The organism is Nocardia sp. NBC_00403 (assembly GCF_036046055.1).
In the GTDB taxonomy this organism is placed as follows: Bacteria; Actinomycetota; Actinomycetes; order Mycobacteriales; family Mycobacteriaceae; genus Nocardia.
Genome location: NZ_CP107939.1, coordinates 5,415,519 through 5,432,907, shown reverse-complemented (window position 1 = coordinate 5,432,907; position 17,389 = coordinate 5,415,519). Strand labels below are relative to the sequence as shown.

General features: G+C 64.6%; 18 protein-coding genes. 9 read left to right on the top strand and 9 right to left on the bottom strand.

Annotation, left to right across the window (positions count from 1 at the left end):
* Positions 1-135: 135 nt before the first annotated feature.
* From OHQ90_RS24025 to OHQ90_RS24015, 3 genes are all read right to left on the bottom strand, one after another.
* Positions 136-360, bottom strand: a complete 225-nt coding sequence (locus tag OHQ90_RS24025) for a hypothetical protein (protein WP_328401055.1) — start codon at positions 358-360, stop codon at positions 136-138.
* 258 nt (positions 361-618) lie between these two features.
* Positions 619-1,632 (bottom strand): hypothetical protein, encoded by a 1,014-nt coding sequence (locus OHQ90_RS24020; protein ID WP_328401053.1) that lies wholly within the window; start codon positions 1,630-1,632, stop codon positions 619-621.
* A 28-nt stretch (positions 1,633-1,660) separates the two neighbouring features.
* Complete coding sequence (locus OHQ90_RS24015; protein ID WP_328401051.1) at positions 1,661-2,446, bottom strand: hypothetical protein; 786 nt, start codon at positions 2,444-2,446, stop codon at positions 1,661-1,663.
* Between the two features lie 736 nt (positions 2,447-3,182).
* Here OHQ90_RS24015 and OHQ90_RS24010 point away from each other — a divergent pair.
* The 7 genes from OHQ90_RS24010 (at position 3,183) to OHQ90_RS23980 (ending at position 9,354) form a co-directional block, all read left to right on the top strand.
* Positions 3,183-3,428 (top strand): hypothetical protein, encoded by a 246-nt coding sequence (locus OHQ90_RS24010; protein WP_328401049.1) that lies wholly within the window; start codon positions 3,183-3,185, stop codon positions 3,426-3,428.
* 224 nt (positions 3,429-3,652) lie between these two features.
* The gene (locus OHQ90_RS24005; protein ID WP_328401047.1) at positions 3,653-4,612 is read left to right on the top strand and encodes an AraC family transcriptional regulator; all 960 of its coding nucleotides are present in this window, start codon (positions 3,653-3,655) and stop codon (positions 4,610-4,612) included.
* 515 nt (positions 4,613-5,127) lie between these two features.
* Positions 5,128-5,556, top strand: a complete 429-nt coding sequence (locus tag OHQ90_RS24000; protein ID WP_328401045.1) for a hypothetical protein — start codon at positions 5,128-5,130, stop codon at positions 5,554-5,556.
* 32 nt (positions 5,557-5,588) lie between these two features.
* The gene (locus tag OHQ90_RS23995) at positions 5,589-6,371 is read left to right on the top strand and encodes a hypothetical protein (RefSeq protein WP_328401043.1); all 783 of its coding nucleotides are present in this window, start codon (positions 5,589-5,591) and stop codon (positions 6,369-6,371) included.
* Between the two features lie 41 nt (positions 6,372-6,412).
* Positions 6,413-7,636 (top strand): cytochrome P450 family protein, encoded by a 1,224-nt coding sequence (locus tag OHQ90_RS23990; RefSeq protein WP_328401041.1) that lies wholly within the window; start codon positions 6,413-6,415, stop codon positions 7,634-7,636.
* Between the two features lie 480 nt (positions 7,637-8,116).
* On the top strand, positions 8,117-9,091 hold the full coding sequence (locus OHQ90_RS23985) for a quinone oxidoreductase family protein (protein ID WP_328401039.1): 975 nt from the start codon (positions 8,117-8,119) through the stop codon (positions 9,089-9,091).
* Positions 9,092-9,123: 32 nt separating this feature from the next.
* A complete protein-coding gene (locus tag OHQ90_RS23980) occupies positions 9,124-9,354 on the top strand; it encodes a hypothetical protein (protein ID WP_328401037.1) in 231 nt (76 codons plus the stop codon).
* Positions 9,355-9,476: 122 nt separating this feature from the next.
* Here the strand turns inward: OHQ90_RS23980 and OHQ90_RS23975 are convergent, their stop codons facing one another.
* From OHQ90_RS23975 to OHQ90_RS23965, 3 genes are all read right to left on the bottom strand, one after another.
* Positions 9,477-10,034 (bottom strand): CAP family protein, encoded by a 558-nt coding sequence (locus OHQ90_RS23975; protein WP_328401035.1) that lies wholly within the window; start codon positions 10,032-10,034, stop codon positions 9,477-9,479.
* A 547-nt stretch (positions 10,035-10,581) separates the two neighbouring features.
* Entirely contained in the window at positions 10,582-10,965 is a 384-nt protein-coding gene (locus OHQ90_RS23970) for a hypothetical protein (protein ID WP_328401033.1), read from the bottom strand.
* Entirely contained in the window at positions 10,966-11,220 is a 255-nt protein-coding gene (locus tag OHQ90_RS23965; protein ID WP_328401031.1) for a hypothetical protein, read from the bottom strand.
* Positions 11,221-11,696: 476 nt separating this feature from the next.
* On the opposite strand from OHQ90_RS23965, the gene OHQ90_RS23960 reads away from it, so the two are divergent.
* Together OHQ90_RS23960 and OHQ90_RS23955 are read left to right on the top strand one after the other, a co-directional pair.
* On the top strand, positions 11,697-13,394 hold the full coding sequence (locus OHQ90_RS23960) for a hypothetical protein (protein WP_328401029.1): 1,698 nt from the start codon (positions 11,697-11,699) through the stop codon (positions 13,392-13,394).
* 28 nt (positions 13,395-13,422) lie between these two features.
* Entirely contained in the window at positions 13,423-14,109 is a 687-nt protein-coding gene (locus OHQ90_RS23955; RefSeq protein WP_328401027.1) for a tyrosine-type recombinase/integrase, read from the top strand.
* Between the two features lie 547 nt (positions 14,110-14,656).
* Here the strand turns inward: OHQ90_RS23955 and OHQ90_RS23950 are convergent.
* The 3 genes from OHQ90_RS23950 to OHQ90_RS23940 are packed head-to-tail and all read right to left on the bottom strand — an operon-like array spanning position 14,657 to position 17,345.
* Positions 14,657-15,499 carry an alpha/beta fold hydrolase gene (locus tag OHQ90_RS23950; RefSeq protein ID WP_328401025.1) on the bottom strand — a complete coding sequence of 281 codons (843 nt, stop codon included), beginning with the start codon at positions 15,497-15,499 and terminating at the stop codon, positions 14,657-14,659.
* A gap of 21 nt (positions 15,500-15,520) precedes the next feature.
* On the bottom strand, positions 15,521-16,525 hold the full coding sequence (locus tag OHQ90_RS23945) for an NADP-dependent oxidoreductase (RefSeq protein ID WP_328401023.1): 1,005 nt from the start codon (positions 16,523-16,525) through the stop codon (positions 15,521-15,523).
* Between the two features lies 1 nt (position 16,526).
* On the bottom strand, positions 16,527-17,345 hold the full coding sequence (locus OHQ90_RS23940; protein ID WP_328401021.1) for an oxidoreductase: 819 nt from the start codon (positions 17,343-17,345) through the stop codon (positions 16,527-16,529).
* Between the last annotated feature and the right edge of the window lie 44 nt (positions 17,346-17,389).

Below are 17,389 nucleotides of genomic sequence, written 5' to 3'. Positions count from 1 at the left end.
TGAGATCGCGGAGCTGTCTGGGCGGTTGGCTGCTGAAGAGCAGCAGTTGTCGCGGGTGCAGGGATCGCTCGGGCATGACGATGCTTGAGATCCTGGGTGGGACACCGGAAGTCGCCGTGCAGGTGCCTGGAGCGATCACCCGCTACGCGGGACGGACAGCAGCACTAGCAACATCAGAATCGTCTTGCCCGAGCGATCCCTGCGTATGCGGGACGAACACGCATTCCGCCAAATCGTCAACGTCATCGGGTGGATACCGAAGTCGGCGGCGATCTGGTCGAGGATGCGCGGACTGCCCGGCGTCGAGAGCCGATAGCGGGCAATTTCGGCCAGCCTCAACGCATTTTGTCCGGTGATCACCAGCTCTTCACCGGCTGCTGGTCCGGCAGGTGGCGCAGAAGTTCGCCAAGGGAGGACCTGCTGTCGTCGGCGCACTCGCGATATCGATGCCTGCGACCCCCTCGGGGGAGCCGCTGGTTGCGGGTTTTTAGCCCCCACACGGGCAATTTGCGGTCCGGCATCAGCACTGCGGACCAGTCGTCGCAGGTTTGAAGCCCCCACGCAGGCATATTCGCGACTCTAGCAGTATCAGCAGGCGTGCGAGTGCGGTCTCGTTGGTCACGCGGCCCCTTGCCGCGCCTCGGACAGCATCAGCACGGTCGCGGACTCGTCCGGATCGTAGCTTTTCTTGCAACCATCGCATCGCACAGGCCGTTTCGTGTACCGGTTGTCGGGAGGGTTCACCGTCGCGCACGCCTCGTGTTTGCGCGACAGCTCGGCCGCCGGCACAACCTTGGTCGGCACACCGCGACGCGCGAACGCCGCGGCGATCGCGGCCTGGAGCCGGCCGGGTGACGCGCGAACGCGGCGGCGCGCGACCATGGTCGCGACCTCCGGCGGCAGGTCGGACGCCCGGCGCGCGATGTCGGCGATCGAGGCATCGTCGAGGACCACTAGCCCGCACTGGGCGGCCAGTACCGCGGCGATGTTGGCCCACACGTCGTCGCGATGGCGCTGGGCTCGGCCCCGCAGATCCTCTTGTTCCTGCCACACCAACCGGTCCGCGCGCCACCACACGGTCACGGCGGTGACGATGTCGGTGGCGTCCTCACCGATCGGGGGTTTCTCGGTCCATGCGCGGGCGACGTCGGCCAGCGGGGCCCGGGACCGCCAACGTCCCACCTCGTCGGCGGTCAGCTCCTGCCCGCCGACGGCGGGATTCGGCAGCGGCCCGCGCTCGGTGAGCCACGCGGCCAAACGTTCACGCACCCGGTTGAAGTCACCATCGCGGTCCGCGCGCATGCGGTCGGCGTCATCGAGACGCTGCGTGGTCGTCTCGGGCAGAACGATGATGCCGGTCGTCCGATCCGGGCCCGCGTGCAGGATAGCGCTCCACTTACGCGGGATCTCGAGCGGTTCGGTGGCCCGCCAGGTGGCGACCTGGGTGCCGAGTCCGGTGTGCCGCCATCCCATGTGCACGGCGATCGTCGGGCCGTCGGTGACCGGCGCCGGGCGGGAGAGGACGCGGACGCTGAGGGTAAGACGGGCCCGATACTGATCGGCGCTGCGGGTGACGGTGAGTTCGGCGTCGACGATATCGACATCGGCGGGCAGCATGCGGTGTAGCTGCACCGGAAAGGTTATCCATTGATCGACGCCGTCACGCTTTCCGCAGCGCATCCGCGCGGTGGCGCGCCCCGCATGACGTTGCTCGGCGCGACATCGTCGCCCAGATCGCGGGGTCGATCCACGGGAGCTGCAACCGGTCGCGGAGCCTGCCGGTGGGGTCGGCCACCACAGCAGGGGTGCACGGCGGTTGCCCCGGCTTGCGCGGCAGAACCACCGCCAAGGTGCCCGTGCCGTCGAAATGGTGATGCCGCAGTTCCGCGGATCGTCCCTGGCGCCGTAGAGCGACAACCTGTTTCACCGCAACCACGTGTTTTCGGGCGATGGCGTTGAAGGTCGCGTGGTACAGGTCCCCGTCCTGACAGTAGTGCGCGTACAGCTGGTTGCGCCGGGCATTCACCTGGCTGGTCAGGTCGTCGATGCGGGGTTTGGCGTCCTTCCAAACGGTGTCGATCTGTTCGCGCCGACGCTGGCGGAGCCTTTCGACCTCGGCCCGTTGGGCGGCCAACTGGTCGGGCAAGCCACCGGTGAGGCGTATGGCGCGCTGGCGGGCGCGTTCGGCGCGGATCTGCTCGCGCGTCTCGGCGAAGGCGCGCTCGGCGACGGCAAGCAACCGGTCAACCTGAGCCACAGCAGGATAGGTCGACCACACCTCATCGACGGCTCGATCGAAATCGTGTTGGGCGGTGACCAGATCCTCGCGCAGATCGTGCGCAAGACGCAACTGGGTGTGCACCTGGTTGGGGATCGTCCACCCGGAAGGGCCGGTGGGGACTCCGATCGTGCATTCGATGACTGGAAGACCTTTCCGCCCCGCCATATCCGCCCTCCTTGCCGAGCTGTGCCCTGCGAACCGTCCTGACAGCCGAGGAGATCATCTTGCCAGAGCGCTGAGCAAGCATCCTGTGCGTCAACAACATCCGCGATGCCGTACCTGCTGCCAGGACTACAACGGGAATGCGAAAGACACCGACCTGAACGTAGTCCCGGCGGGGTTCGCACCAAATGGGGGTCCGCATCGAAACCGCCTGCCTAGCAGGCGAAGTCACAGCGTGGACACGGACGGATGCGCTGCCAGATGACCCTGCGCGCCCGTCGGCAACCCGACCGGCTCCCACTCCGGTTGTCCTCTGCCGCATGCGATATCGCGCGCAACGCTCGCTGATCCCACCTCCGGTTCTCGGCCCACCGGCCGCCAGGCCCTCAGCGGCACGGACGATCTGGGCTAGGCTCGCATCCTTCACCTGATCCAGTGCAGGGAGGAAGGACTAGAGTGACGTTCGCAGCAGACCTCGAGAGGCGAGCGAAGACCGCGGGGCGCGAGCGCTTCTGGTGTGGCCAGCTTCCGACCGGAACTGCGGTGCACATGACGTTCGACGAATACAAGCATTTCGGGGACAAGAAGCACTTCCCCGGCCCGATCCACCGCTTCGCGGCCGGTCTCGTCGTGGCCCACAGCCGCGACGCCGGAACACACACAGACCCGGACGACATCATCGCGGCCTGGACGCGCCCACGCGGAGATCGCCGAGTACGAGGCGGAGATCGATCACGCTGTGGCGGTTCGGATTCGTACGCCGCGTAACGACGCCGCCGTCCACCCCGAACGCTTCGGCGACTACATCAGCCGACTGGCATATCTGTACTGCCACTCGCCGCGCACCGGAACCGCCCTGGGGAGGATGAACCCGTACAACCGATTGCAGTTGACGACCAATCTGATAGGAGCCGATAGCCTCTACGACACTCTCGTCTCGAGACTGGTTGCCGGATCGGTACGTCTGCCACCACTCACCACCTGACCAGACTCCCACAATGCCCATGGCGCGGCCTTGGTCCGCAGCGACCGGCTTCCGCACCGCAGCGGCGATCCGGGGATCTTGACAACGGCGGGACGACCATGACATCCAGCGAGCATTCTGTAATGTGAAACGCCACTAGACCAGGGCATATACGCGGTGCATGGTGGCGGGCATCTTGGTAGGTTGAGTTCCTTTGAGGCGTGCATGAAAGGGACCAAACCCCAATGAAACCGGACTATTGGCGGGAAAAGGACTCGCCAGCAGATTCCGAGACGAACTCGGATCGGAGAGAGCACTGGCGCGACTACCTGCTGCGACGGCAGTCAGCGGAATTCCGCCTGGCATTCAGCGACAACGACTCCAAAAGCGAATTCGGCTGGGGCACTGTCGCTCAGGCAGTCGGCAACCAACAGATCGTGCATTTCTGGTCCAAGCCTGTGCATTACGGTCGAACCCCCGAAGATGCCAAGGTTGACGGTGACGACGGCTTTCGGCTGATGGTGCTGGTGGGCGGGGAGTTCCAGCTCCGGCAGGGCGACAAGGCCGACATCTTCGGGCCTGGGGAGCCTGCGCTCATCCGCTGGTTCGAGGACGTGGAGATGCGGCAGTACGTACCGGTGGATGCGGTGATCATGACCGTCCCACGGCATTTGATCAATTACGACCTCGCTGACGACGCCCCGCTCGCGCTGGATACAAGTCACCCCCTCGTCCCGATGCTGGTCAGCCAGATCGGTCAGCTCCACGCCAACCATGGGAAGTGGACCTCGGACGCTTTCAGCGTCGCGTACCAGAGCACGCTTTTCCTGCTCAATGGGGTACTCGGCGAAACAGGAGTCGTCGCGCAGCAGGGGCATGCGTACGTGGCTGCAAAAGCCCGGGCGAAAATGGAGACCTTGGTAGACGACCTCAGGTTGACGCCGAATGCGGTCGCTCAGATGTGCGGGGTCTCCCCGCGGACGCTGCACAACGCTCTGAAACACACGGAGGACATCACGCCGGGTGAGCTGCTGCGCAAGATCCGCCTGGACCGCGCGCATGACCGACTGGGTGATCCCAAGGACTTCCCCATAAAAAAGATTGCCGCTGCGGCGGGCTACTCTGACTCTCGCCGGTTCGCCGAGGCCTTTCGACGTCAGTTCGGCAAGACCCCGCGTGAGGTGCGCGAACAGCGGCACGGGTAGATGCCGAAGGTGGTGGAAAGCTTTGCTGGCCAACACGGTTCGACATCCCTGGTAGGAGCAGGGCACGGCTGGTACAAGCTTGTGCCGCGGCATTACTCCGGCCGATCCGGTCCGGGGCGCTGCGGTGTTGTTATGCCGTGAATCAGGGGAGCGGTCTCGGCCGATGGGCAGGACACCCTGGTCACGTTCGCTGTCGGCGCGATCTTGTTCGTGCGGTGAGCCGTATCTGACAGGAGGCGTCACCTCGGCGCCGCTGTCGGCGCGGTTCGGGTGCTGGCCCTTCTCTGCGGGGCGGCGCTGCTGTGCGTGCCGCCGAGTACTCGAGGGCGCGTTGAGCGCACCTGAGGTGACATCGGCCGTGGGCACCGCCTGTGCGGCGACCGTCGGCGACCCGCTTCCCTTGCCGAAAATGCGCTGCGCATCGCGTCTAACGTTTTTGTCATGCCACAACGAGGTGGCACAGACAGCAATCCCGCCGATGTTCGGTCCGCGAAGGACCCCTGAAGGAACCAACATTGAGCGACAGCACAAGCACAGTACTCTCGGGGTGGTCGGCGCCGGGGGAGACAGACAGTCCCCGCACTGCCCTCTACACGGACGCATTCGCGGCCGACCCCCACGGCCATTACCGGGATATGCGCGCGCAGCACGGCTCGCTGGCACCGGTGTTACTAGCGCCGGATGTGCCAGCGACTCTCGCGCTCGGATATCTTCAGGCACTGCGGATCCTCCGCGATCCGGACCACTTCCCGGCGGATCCGCGCGACTGGGAACGCGGGGTGCCCGCCGACTGCCCGGTCCGTCCGATGATGGAGCCGCGGCGCAATGCGATTCGCAGTGCCGGCAGTGAGCACGAGCGGTACAGGTCGGCGATCGCATATGCGCTCGACGGCGTTGATCTGTATGGACTGAACACGGTCGTCGCTGACTCGCCGGGCCGCTGATCGACGCGTTCTGCGCGGCCGGGAGCTGCGATGTGGTGAGCCAGTACGCGCTGCCGATCGCCTTCAACGTGCTCGATACACTCCTCGGCTGTTCTCCCGAGATCAGCGGGCGCGCGGCTGTGGGGGCGGCGAAGATGTTCGACAGCGGCGCCGACGCCGAGAACGGCAACCGGATCCTGGTGAAGGCGCTAAAAGAACTCATCGATGTCAAACGCGCCGAACCCGGTGACGACGTCACCAGCAGGCTCATCGAGCATTCGGCAGGGCTGGATGACGGGGAGATGCTGGACCAGCTGGTGCTGTTGTTCGCGGCCGGAATCTCGCCGCCGCTGAACCTCATCACCAACGCGCTGCTGCGGATGCTCACCGACGAAAGGTTCGGCGCCGGTCTGGTCGGCGGTTCGCTGTCCACCAAGGACGCGCTCGATGAGGTGCTGTTCAACGATCCGCCGATGGCGAACTATTGCATCACCTATCCACGGCAGCCGATCCTCATCGATGGTGTCTGGTTGCCAGCGCGTCAGCCGGTGGTGATCAGCATGGCCGCCTGTAACAACGACCCGGAAATCCGGACCGGCGACCGCACCGGCAACCGTTCACATCTGGGGTGGGGCGTCGGCCCGCACGCCTGCCCGGCGCGGGAGATGGGCTATCTGGTTGCGCAGGACGCGATCGATCAGCTGCTTGACAGGATCCCGGAGATGTATTTGGCGGTGCACGCGGCCGATGTGGAGTGGCGGCCGGGACCGTTCCACCGGGCGATGGCCGCGCTGCCGGTCACCTTCCCCCCAAGCCCCCCGACCGGCAATCGATAGTCCAGTAGCAATCCGAAATCCACCTCAGCCCAGGAGATCCCATGCAAGACACCGACCTCATCGTCCTCGATCCCGACAGCCGGGACATCCAGAGGACGATTGCCCGCATCCGGGCGCGGGGCCCGGTCACTCGGGTCGCACTCCCGGGAGGGGTGCTGGCGTGGTACGTGACCGGGCCGAGCGAGCTCAAGGAAATCCTCTCCGGCCGTGATGTTTCCAAGGACCCGCGCCAACACTGGCCGGCGTTCCGCAACGGGGAGATCGGCAAGGACTTTCCACTGCTCAACTGGGTGAATACCTTCTCGGCGTTCACCGCTTACGGACCCGAACACCGTCGGATCCGTAAACCCTTGACGGCGGCGTTCACCAACAAGCGCACCGCGGCGCTGGAGCCCCGCATCCAGGCGATCGCCGAGGAGCTGGTGACGGGATTGGAGTCCGGGCCAACGGGCGACCCCGTGGACATCCGCAAGCATTACGCCTACCCGCTGCCGCTCGGTGTGATCAACGAGCTGATGGGAGTGCCCGAGCACCTGGCCGCCCCACTACGCACATGCGTGGACGGCATCTTCGACATCACCTTGAGCGAAACGGAAGCCGGAGCCAACTACAAGCAGATGATCGAGCTCCTGCAAGAACTCGTCACATACCGCCGGGACAATCCCGGTGAGGACATGACCAGCACCCTCATCACCGACTTCGTCGACAATCCGGACGAGGAGTTCACTGAACAGGAACTGGTCGATACGCTCTATCTGACGATCAACGCCGGGCACGAGACGTCGGCGAACCTGATCGACCAGGCGACATTCCTGCTACTCACCCACCCCGATCACCAAGCCGCCGTGCTCGACGGCCGTCTGAACTGGACGAGTGTGATCGAGGAAACCCTGCGATACAAGGCGCCGGCCGTGCACATCCCGCTGCGTTACGCGGTGAAAGATTCCCGCCTCGGCGGCGTGGCAATCAGTGCAGGTGATCCGATCCTCGCCGGCTATGCAGCAGCTGGCCGCGACCCGAAAATCCACGGCGACAGCGCGAATCGGTTCGACCCCACACGGCCGAACAAGGACCACCTCGCGTTCGGGTACGGCGCCCACCACTGCGTGGGCGCACCCCTGGCACGGTTGGAAGCCAAGGTGGCCCTTCCCGCGCTCTTCGAGAGGTTCCCGCACATGAAACTCGCCGTCGCGCCTGACGAACTCGGCATCGCCAACGGATTCATCGCCCAAGGGCACGACCGCCTGCCGGTACTTCTGCACTGAGCAGCACCCGGCCACGACCACATGCGCTGCCGCCCATAGCGTGACGGGGTGCCGGAGTCCGACCAGCTCTTGAGCATGCTGGCCTCGGGCTCGGTGTACTCGATCAGCCCGGCCTGTTGGCACCGCTCACCACTCGTTACACATATGTTCCAGACCTCGTCTCCGGAACTCGCCGGCGCCCGCAGAGCGTGGCCATGCGAGTGGCATATCAAAAAGGGGGGGACGTCGCGCCAGCGCCACGCGCGATATGCGGCAGTAGCGGATGGTGACGCGCCTGGCTCAGATGCTCGTCGGCCGAGGGTTGGTCGGAATGAGAATGTCCTCGCTCGCGGTGAAATCATTGCCGCGCAACCGGACACCTCGCCTCGAATTGCTGGCGTGATCACCGCCATCGATATCCCAGCACAAGCCATCGTGTATGAAGGTGGAGCCCTCACGGGTGATCGATTCGACCAACGGCAGTGAGTTTGTGGAGTGAAGATGCGTGCACTGGTGATGACCGCCCCCGGCGGCGCGGAAAACTCGGAGATCCGCGAGGTGGACACGCCTCGACCGGCTGCGGGCGAGGTCAGCATCGACGTCACCTGCGCGGGACTGAACTTCATGGACGTGATGGCCCGCCGCGGCGATGCGGGCTACGCGTCGTCCTGGCCATACCGCCCGGGGCTGGAAATCGCCGGCACCGTACGCGAACTGGGCGCCGGGGTCACCGATCTCACCGTTGGTGACCGGGTCGCCGCGGTTGCGCTCGGCGGTGGTGGATTCGCCGAAGTCACCACAGCCCGAGCCGAACTCACCGTCCCGGTGCCAGCCGCGGTCCCGTTGCAGCTGGCCGCCGCCGCCCCCCTCGGCCTGGCCACCGCGTTACTGCTTCTCACCGAAGCCGGACGTTTCACCCCCGGTGACACAGTGCTGGTCCACTCCGCCGCTGGTGGCATCGGTAGCGCGGTGGCACAGTTGGTGCCGCTACTCGGTGGTGGCCGTCTCCTGGGCACCGTCAGCCGGGCGGGCCGGCCAGTGCCTGGCTACGACACCGTCTTTGTCCGTGGCAGCGACCTGGCCGAGCAGATCCGCGCGTCGAACGACGGCCGCGGCGTCGACCTCGTGCTCGACCCGCTCGGCACCGACGCCCTGGACCTGGATCTCGCGGTCACCGGCCCTACCGGCCGAATCGTGTTGTTCGGTAATGCCGGGGGCGGCGCACCCGCTTCCCTGCCACCCTTCGGCCGTTTGCTGGGCGGCAATCTGACCCTCACCGGCTTCAGTCATCGTAGTCTCGTGACCGGCGCACCGGAGAAGGTCGCCGCCGCTACCCGCCGTGTGCTCGATTACCTCGCCGAGGGCGAACTCTCGCTCCCGGTCACCGAACTGCCCTCACTGGACGACGTCACTGGCGCACACGACCTGCTGGCATCGGGTCACGGGGCGGGCAAGTACGTCGCCCGCATCAAGTAGCGACGCCCGCTGCCTGCATTCGGCAGAAGCGCGTGTCCACCTGGGATGCGCGCTTCTCGGCATTACAGCGCATTCCGGACAGGCACGCGCGCGGAGGACTCGCCCATGGCGACCCCACCTCCGTCGACACCAGCGGTCTTCTCGCCGACGGAATAGTGCACGAACCGAATACGTGCACTCCACCGGTCCATGCGGGCGTGACCGCGGTGACGTTGCGGCATTGGGTGCCATGGGACGCGGTACGCCCGCCGGTCGATCGATGACCATGCTGCCGAGATCCTCGGTTGGCCACGGCCCGGATCCGTGCCGGGCGACGATGTCGCGGATCGGAACCCCACGGGTTCGGGGCGATTCCCAGTCGGTTGGTGCTGCCGCCGTTGCGGTATCAGCTCGGGCGCCCCACGTTCTCTCGGTAATGCTGACTGGTGTCACTGCTCGAGACGCCGCCCATGTTGCCGGCCGGGTCATAGTTGGCGACGGCATAGCTTCGGGTGCCGTCGCACGCGATCCCGACTCCAAGCCGCTGGCTGTTCTTCCAGACCACCTGCGTGAAGTGTCCGGTGGTCTGGGAGTATCCGGGGTTGTTGAAGTCGTAGTCCTTGATCTCGTCGTACCACGCCTTGGTCACTCCGAAGCCGGTAACTTGGTCCCCCATCATGTAGAACAGGTTCTCGCCGTAGCCGGTGCCGACCGAGTGTGCAAGTTCGCGCTTCTTGAGCAACTTGTCCGCCCACCTCTGGGCGGTGCTCGTGACCGTCGGGTCCAGCACCAACGGTGGCGATTGATGCTTGGCCCGCCGCTGGTTGTGGGCGTTGAGCATGTCCTCGGCGAACGACACACCGCCGCACGTCGCGCTGGGCTGCGCGGTAGCCGCGCCGACCCCGCTGACCGCGGTAGCCATGAGCGCGGCGACACCGAGCGACAAGAACCGTCCAAAACGCATATCGATCTCCCGAGTAGGTTGGGTGAGACAAGCGTGAAACGAACGACGAGAAGCACACCCACCGGCGAAGTCCGGTGCGGCGTAGCGATGTTCGGCGATCAACCTACCTCGGCCGGCCCCACCCCGAGCCTGAACCAGCGCAGTACCGCGGACGTTGACCTGCCGATCTTTATGTTTTGTGGCGCTGACCCGTCTGATTGTCATGACCGTCCAGTCCTGGATCCACGAGCTGTGGACTGAAGCCCCGCTATCGTTTTGGTCGGGTTCGCCATCTCGACAGGGAATGGGCAGGGCCGAATCGAAACCCGGCAATGGCGCTCAGCGCGGGCGGTGCCGCCTCATGACCCGACCAGCGGCCGTCCATAGCGGGATGGATGGCCAGGGCTGGAGCCGGGCGTCCGCACCAGACGCTACCGGGGCGTGCGTTATGCGGCTGGAAGGTGATTGTGCGGGAGCTGCGACAGCCGGGCAGGCTCTGGGCCGCGGTAGCTCTAATGATCGACCGAGACCACCAGCTGGAACTTGTTGCAGCTGAAGGGATCTCGGTTTACGGTGCCTGAACGACCATGACGTGATGGCCCTCGTACAGCTCTGGCTGGCGAGTCAGGACTGGAATGTCGTGCCGTTGCGAGGCCCAGACGACCGGCGCGACCATGGACCACTCCGCGAGCCGGTCGAGCAGCGGAACATGTTGCCCGAGCCGCAAGGCCGTAGTCGGATCGAGCTCACTCCACTTCACAGTGGCCGGACGCTGCAACAGCATCGACAGACTGGGGCTGTCGTCTCCCGCGACCCGTGATGCGAGCGCCATGGATTCGGTGGGTACCACCAGGATTCGCCGCTGTTTGCGGAAGTCGTCGAGCAGGACTTCCCCGTAGACGGGAAGTGAAGCTATGTGGGCGAGGATTGTGTGGTCGGCGGTCGCACTCACTTACGCGGCGCCTGCGGCCATCGCGTTGTCGAGGCCGGCGGCGATCGAACGTGACCAGGCGCGAGCTTTGGCGATGTCCTCGGGGGAATACTGGCTGAGGGCGGCTTCGGCGGCGGCGGCCTCCTGGGCGCGAACGTCGTCATCGAAGAAGGCGGGCGGGGGGCCGCTGCGCAGCAATGCGGTCGGGACGCGCACGACCTGGCCGCGCTCGTCGCGCAGCTCGGTAACTTCGACGTGGTCGTCCTGGTCGGCCATGGTTTGAAGGGTACCCGACCGGACGCGGCAAGGGGAGTCATCTGCGGCGGGCGTGCAGGTCACGACGCCATTCCCGTGACGGGAAGAGTAGATCGGTGACGGCGACGGGCCAAGCCGACAGATCGATGGGTGGCAAGTGCAGTGGTCGCGGACCGCCTCGTCGACGCCGTAGTTGGAGCAGATGGTCAGGTCGATGTGCGAGGGTCGGCGCCTGTGAGGCCAAGGAATTCGCGCATCACCTGGAACTGAGCAGGGTTCATGTGCTCGGTTTCGGGCCTTTTCGGTGGGTCGGCGCGGATGCCTTCGTGCACGGCTGCTCCTTCCCTGGTCGACTGTTACCGTTGCCGCATCATCGTCCCTTTGAGGGATCGCGAACCCTCCACCCACATACGGGTGGGGGGTTTCATCGTTTTCACGCGAGTTGGTCCAGTTCGCTCGCGATCCTCGGGTAGCTGGTGGCATCGGCTGCTTCGCCGATGCTCCTCGACCCGGGCCCGGAGGGCGGCACCAGATTCGACGCCGCGATCAAGGCCGCGCCGGCTCCACCATCACCGAACCCGCCGCGGCCGTTCGGCGACCTGACTCACGCCTCGATCGAGGACATCGACGCAGCTATGCGACGGGCATGGCCAGACGTCAACAAGATCACACAAGGAAATCACGGCCGAGCGTTGCGATGTCTTCTCGGGCGGCTTCTCGAATTCTCTGGAGCATCATGGCAAGAGCGTTGGGAGAGCGCGGGTTTCAATGAGGGAACCGACCGAGTCGGCTCCCTCCTGTTTCCGGATGACGCGAAGCGTCGAGCAATGGCCAACCACGCCATTAGAACCTTGTTCGGACTTCGGGTTGTTCAGCCCTCGCTCCTCGGTTTCCGCGCCAATCGGTTCACGAGCTACCCCGAGGGATTCCGTTCCTTGCAACGAGATCCGGCGCTGGACAGGCTCTTCGCCTACGTCGAATCGCGCACCGATCTGCCGCGAGGCCCCCGCTTGCATGCCCTGTTCGATATCTGCTGCGCCATCACTGTCCAGGGAATTTCGCTTGCCGAACTGACCCCGCCCGCTCTGCTGCACTACGCTCACGAAACCCGCTGCCACGGCCTCAAAGTCGGTGCCAAAGGTGACACGACCTCCTTCGCTGGCGGACTCGCCTGGCAGATCCTGCATGACACCGGGAACTTCCCCTCATCCACACCGCCCACAATGCGCGCGCTGATCCGCAGGGGACGGCCGTCGATCGAACAACGCGTCGACCGCTACGAGATCCAGAACGAGGGCATCCGGCAGCTGTTGATCGACTACCTCACTCGCCGTCAGGTCGACTCGGACTACACGTCCCTGTCTGGCATCGTCCTGGCCCTGGCCGGGCACTTCTGGTCGAGGATCGAGTCGATTGCCCCATCCCAGGAGACGCTCCATATCGAGCAGCACGTCTACGAGCAGTGGCGCGAGACCATCAACTGGGTCGAGACCGCACGCGGAGATCGGCGACCACGCACCGATCCTCACGGCATCTTGGTGATAGTCCGGAGTTTCTACGCGGACATCCACAGCTGGGCCGCTGAGGACCCCGCAACGTGGGCGCGGTGGGCGGCACCATGCCCGATCCCTTACGGCGAGTTGCGGGGATTCAAGAAGCGTCGTCGCCGCCTGAAAGAGCGGATGGACAACAGGACCCGGGTGCTGCAACCACTACTGCCGATCTTGACCGAATCCGTCGAAACCGCATACGAGAACGCTCACGCACTTCTAGAGGCGGGGGCGCAAGTGGAGCGCGATCACCCTTTCACACACCGTGGCCGTGAATACACACGGATTATCACCACTCACGACATGATGAGTCCCGACCATATCGCGGTCCGCCTTCTCGACGGTGAAACCGGCGAACGGATCAACATCACCCTGCACGAGGATTACTGTTTCTGGCGGTGGGCATCGCTCGAAATTCTTCGCTTGTCGGGCATCCGGATCGAGGAGCTGGTCGAACTCACTCAGCTGAGCATCCGGCAATATCGGCGGCCTAACGGCGAGGTCATCCCACTGCTGGTCATCGCGCCTTCCAAATCCGACAGGGAAAGAGTGATTCCCATGTCAGCCGAGCTCTTTCACATTGTCGCCCAGATCATTCGACGCCTCACTCGTGACGGACAGCATCGCTCTGCTTCCTCGATATGACGACCACGAAAAGGTATGGAGCGAGCCCATGCCCTACCTGTTTCAAAGGCGAAGCGGCGCGAACCGCATAGTCCTGAGTCGCGGCGGGGTTCTCAACTGGCTTATCGACACCTGCAAGGAACTCTCGGCGATCAACCCCGCTTTCAAGGATCTTCACTTCACGCCCCACGATTTGCGACGTCTCTTCGCTACAGATCTCGCCAACAGCGGGCTTCCGATTCACATCGGCGCAGCCCTGCTCGGTCATCTCAACCTCGAAACTTTCCGCGGCTACGTGGCGGTATTCGATGAGGATGTCGTCATGCACTACCAGGCTCACCTCGAGAACAGGCGGCGGACGCGGCCGGCTGACGAATACCGTGAACCGACAGCTGAGGAATGGGACGGCTTCCAAGAACACTTCGACAAACGCAAAGTCGAACTCGGCGGCTGCGCCCGCCCATACGGCACCGCCTGCCAACATGAACACGCCTGCATACGATGCCCAATGCTCAACATCAATCCGAAGATGTTGCCGCGGTTGGCCGAGATCGAAGCTGACCTGGTTGAGCGGCGAGCACGCGCCACCCAGGAATCCTGGCTCGGCGAGATCGAAGGGATCGATCTGACACTGTTGTTCTTACGGCAAAAACGCTCGGAGACAGAACGATTGGCACGGCTGGCGCCAGCCGAACCGGTGTTGATCACCCTGGCTCCACCGCCTAGAGCTGGCTAGGGGACGGCCCATGAGGTCCAGTGACGAGAAAAGTCACGCTTAGCGCCGCTTTCGACGGACCGATCGTTATTGTTCGATTGATTCGTTGGAATGACGAGCGGGCCTGTGCCGCTGATGGTTTCATGTGCGGCTGTGCAGGATGAGGGTGCCATCGAGTACGGCCGGTTCCCGGCGTTGTCGCGGGGCGCTGCGTGATCCGGACGCCCCGGACGAGGACTGAAATCGGTGGACACTCAGTGCTTTCCGAAATGTGTCGGTAGGTGGTCTCATCCTGTGCTGTCAGACCTGCTCAACTTGCACCCCGGGACCGCCACGGCATGGAATGACTTCGCTGGTAACACCCGTGCGGGCTACGCCGCCGCAGTATCCCGGCGGCAGGCCGCGTTGGGCGTTCCCGGTCGCCGACCGCATTCAAATGAGCCTGCCGAGCCGATGCATTGATGAGGCAGCGTGAGGGGTCCTTTCGAATCCCGCGTTGCGCCAGCCGATTCATCAGTCACACGGCAGAGCAGCACTTCGTAATCGGGCGAAGGCGTGAGCCCGGACATCACGAGTCGAGGAAATTGACAGCTTCGTCGACGAACTTGTCGTGATATTGGAAGATGCCGCCGTGCCCGGCATCGGGGTAGAGCGTGAGATGGGCATTGGGCAGGCGCCCGGCCAGGTCGGTGGAATTGCTGCTGGGCACCATCCGGTCCTGGTCGCCGTTGGCGACCAGGACCGGATGGTGGATGAGGCTGAGGTCGGACGGGTTCTGCCCTCCCCACGTGTGGATGGCTTTGAGCTGGTTGCGGAATGCGGTGACGGAAATCGCTGTGTCCCGGTTTTCCGCGCGTTCCTTGAGTCGGTTCACGAACTGCCGGGCCGCTACCTTTCCGTTGGGCGTGCGGGTGAAGAAAAGATATTCCTTCGGGTCTTTGAAGGTCAGTGTGGCTTTCAAGGTGTCGAGCAGGGTGATCGCAGTGACCTTGTCGATGCCTTCGCCGCCGGCCGGGCCGGTGCCGGCGAGGATCAGCTTGCGGACCAGTCGTGGTTCCTGTTCGGCGATCACCTGGGCGACGAAGCCGCCGAGTGAGAATCCGAGGAGGTCGACCTGGTGGTAGCCCAGTGCGCGGATGAAGGCGATGGCGTCGCGAGCCATCGCGGTCACCGTGCGCGGTGTCTTGCCTTGTGAGGCGCCGACACCCCGGTTGTCGAAGGTGATCACGTGGTGTCGCGCGGCGATGCCGTCGACGACCGGGGGGTCCCAGTTGTCCAGGACCGCGGCCAGATGGTTGAGGAAGATCACCGGGGTGCCGGTTTCCGGTCCCAGTTCCCGATAGGCGAACTTCGCCCCGCCGATGTCGACGGTCTTGGTCGGTGCGTCCTGGTAAGTGTCGAGCACAGTCATGGTCAGCTCCTGCCTGATGGTTTATTTCACTTTGATGACGACTTTGCCTCTGGTGCGCCCCTTTTCGACGTACGCCATGGCCTCGTTGGTCGCTTCGAAGGGGAAGACGCGGTCCATGACCGGTCGGATGATCCCGGAGTCGATCAGCGAACCGATCTCGTCGAGTTGGTCTCCGCTTGCCCGCATGAAGAGGAACGAATAGGTGATTCCGCGCCGCTTGGCGGCTTTGCGGATCCGGCGGCTCAGCACCCACATTACCGGCCGCAGAATCCATGGCTGCCCGATTTCCCGGGCGAAGTCGGGATCCGGTGGGCCGGAGATCGAGATGAGTTTTCCGCCCGGTTTCAGCACGTGCAGGGATTTCATCAACGTCGCGTTGTCGAGGCTGTTGATCACCACGTCGTAGTCGTGGAGGACGGTTTCGAAGTCGTCCTTGCGATAGTCGATCACGACATCCGCGCCGAGTCTGGTGACCAGGTGGATGTTGCCCGCGCTGGTAGTCGTGGCCACGGTCGCCCCGAGATGCTTCGCCAGTTGGATCGCGAATGTTCCGACGCCGCCGGAGCCGGCGTGGATGAAGACCTTCTGCCCCTTCTTCAGGTCGGCGATTTCGATCAACGCCTGCCAGGCGGTCAAGCCGACCAGCGGGACCGAGGCCGCTTCCGTCATCGTGAGACGCTTCGGCTTCACAGCCAGGTCGTCTTCGTGGATGGCGATGAACTCCGCGAATGTGCCGATGCGGTCTTTGTCCGGTCGCGCGTAGACCTCGTCGCCGACCTTGTACTTCCGCACCAGGGCGCCGACCTGGACCACAACACCGGCCACGTCGTTGCCCAAGATCAACGGCAGGCGATAGGGCAGGATCAGCTTGAACTCCCCATTGCGGACCTTGGCATCGAGCACGTTGACCCCTGCGGCGTGAACCTCGACCAGCACATCGCGTTCGCCCATCGCAGGCTGCGGCACGTCCGCGGCCTGCAGGTCGTTGCCGGTTTTTCCGTAGTGATCGACGGTGAACGCCCGCATGTCAGTCCACCATCCGGTTGAGTTTGCGAACGCCCTTGTCGAAGGCCCGTGCGGGGGCGATGCGGCGCAGCACGCTGACGCGGGCGGCCGTCGAACCCGCGGTGTAGCGCAGTTTCGGTTTCGGGTCGGTGGCTGCGGTGGCGATCACCTTGGCGACGTCGGCGGGATCCTCGCCGCCGCGCATCGTCTCCCTCATGACATCTTCGAACACGCCTCGTCGGTGCGCGTAGACCGCCAGCAGGGTGTCGGCCTGTATCTGGTTGGCGTCGAACGAAGTGTTGACCGGGCCGGGCTGGACCCGCAGCACCCGCACGCCGCATTCCCGGACTTCGTGGTCCAGCGACTCGGAATACCCCTCGACCGCGTGCTTGGTCGCCACATAGTTGGCCATGAAGGGGTTGGGCACGAAACCGGCGACGGAGGAGACATTGATGATGCGCCCGCTGCCGCGGGTGCGCATGTGCGGCAGGACGGCCTTCGTCATGCGTATGAGGCCGAAGACGTTGACGTCGAACAGGCTCTGTGTCTGGGCCATCGAGATCTCCTCGGCGGCTCCGTTGATACCGAGCCCGGCGTTGTTGACCAGCACGTCGAGCCGCCCGAAGCGTTCGAGCACCTGCTCGACGACGCTGGCGACCGACCCGTCACTGGTCACGTCGAGGTCCAGGAACGCCACGCCGTTGCCGGGGGCGATGCGCGAGGTGTCGCGGCTCGTTCCGATCACAGTGAAACCGGCGTGCGCGAGGGTGAGCGTGGTGGCCTTACCGATGCCGGAGGATGCGCCCGTCACCAGCGCCACCTGCGGAGATGTTGGCTTCATGGCTTCCGTCCTTTCAGATTACGATCGTAATACCATAAGCCGGA

What these genes read in the sequence shown, in the direction of transcription:
- OHQ90_RS23965 (WP_328401031.1), bottom strand. Translation starts at nt 11,220, where the DNA reads ATGGCCGACCAGGACGACCACGTCGAAGTTACCGAGCTGCGCGACGAG.
- OHQ90_RS23940 (WP_328401021.1), bottom strand. Translation starts at nt 17,345, where the DNA reads ATGAAGCCAACATCTCCGCAGGTGGCGCTGGTGACGGGCGCATCCTCC.
- OHQ90_RS24005 (WP_328401047.1), top strand. Translation starts at nt 3,653, where the DNA reads ATGAAACCGGACTATTGGCGGGAAAAGGACTCGCCAGCAGATTCCGAG.
- OHQ90_RS23955 (WP_328401027.1), top strand. Translation starts at nt 13,423, where the DNA reads ATGCCCTACCTGTTTCAAAGGCGAAGCGGCGCGAACCGCATAGTCCTG.
- OHQ90_RS23960 (WP_328401029.1), top strand. Translation starts at nt 11,697, where the DNA reads ATGCTCCTCGACCCGGGCCCGGAGGGCGGCACCAGATTCGACGCCGCG.
- OHQ90_RS23945 (WP_328401023.1), bottom strand. Translation starts at nt 16,525, where the DNA reads ATGCGGGCGTTCACCGTCGATCACTACGGAAAAACCGGCAACGACCTG.
- OHQ90_RS24015 (WP_328401051.1), bottom strand. Translation starts at nt 2,446, where the DNA reads ATGGCGGGGCGGAAAGGTCTTCCAGTCATCGAATGCACGATCGGAGTC.
- OHQ90_RS23985 (WP_328401039.1), top strand. Translation starts at nt 8,117, where the DNA reads ATGCGTGCACTGGTGATGACCGCCCCCGGCGGCGCGGAAAACTCGGAG.
- OHQ90_RS23990 (WP_328401041.1), top strand. Translation starts at nt 6,413, where the DNA reads ATGCAAGACACCGACCTCATCGTCCTCGATCCCGACAGCCGGGACATC.
- OHQ90_RS23950 (WP_328401025.1), bottom strand. Translation starts at nt 15,499, where the DNA reads ATGACTGTGCTCGACACTTACCAGGACGCACCGACCAAGACCGTCGAC.
- OHQ90_RS23975 (WP_328401035.1), bottom strand. Translation starts at nt 10,034, where the DNA reads ATGCGTTTTGGACGGTTCTTGTCGCTCGGTGTCGCCGCGCTCATGGCT.